Origin of the sequence: Chitinimonas viridis, from assembly GCF_030409555.1 — a bacterium.
Classification (GTDB): Bacteria; Pseudomonadota; Gammaproteobacteria; order Burkholderiales; family Chitinimonadaceae; genus Chitinimonas; species Chitinimonas viridis.
In genome coordinates this window covers 1-566 of record NZ_JAUFPU010000022.1, presented here as the reverse complement: position 1 = coordinate 566, position 566 = coordinate 1, and the positions used below count along the sequence as shown (strand labels likewise).

The window sequence follows — 566 nt, the reverse complement described above, 5'->3', positions numbered from 1 at the left end:
TTCGAGCGGACTAAGCCGCACGTAAACGTTGGCACCATCGGTCACGTTGACCACGGCAAGACCACGCTGACCGCCGCGATCACCACGATCCTGTCGAAGAAGTTCGGCGGCGAAGCCAAGGGCTACGACCAGATCGACAGCGCGCCTGAAGAAAAGGCCCGCGGTATCACCATCAACACCGCGCACGTCGAGTACGAAACCGAAAACCGCCACTACGCTCACGTTGACTGCCCCGGCCACGCCGACTACGTCAAGAACATGATCACCGGTGCAGCCCAGATGGACGGCGCTATCCTGGTGGTGTCCTCGGCTGACGGCCCCATGCCGCAGACCCGCGAGCACATCCTGCTGGCCCGTCAGGTTGGCGTGCCTTACATCATCGTGTTCATGAACAAGGCCGACATGGTTGACGACGCCGAGCTGCTCGAGCTGGTCGAAATGGAAGTCCGTGAACTCCTGAGCAAGTACGACTTCCCTGGTGACGACCTGCCCATCATCAAGGGTTCGGCACTGAAGGCCCTGGAAGGCGACCAATCGGAAATCGGCGAACCCGCCATCTTCCGTCT

The 566-nt window shown here is 60.8% G+C and carries 1 protein-coding gene; it reads left to right on the top strand.

The features are described from left to right. Positions 1–566 (top strand): GTP-binding protein (locus tag QWZ03_RS20400; protein WP_290334451.1); only part of this gene is annotated, 566 nt, incomplete at both ends.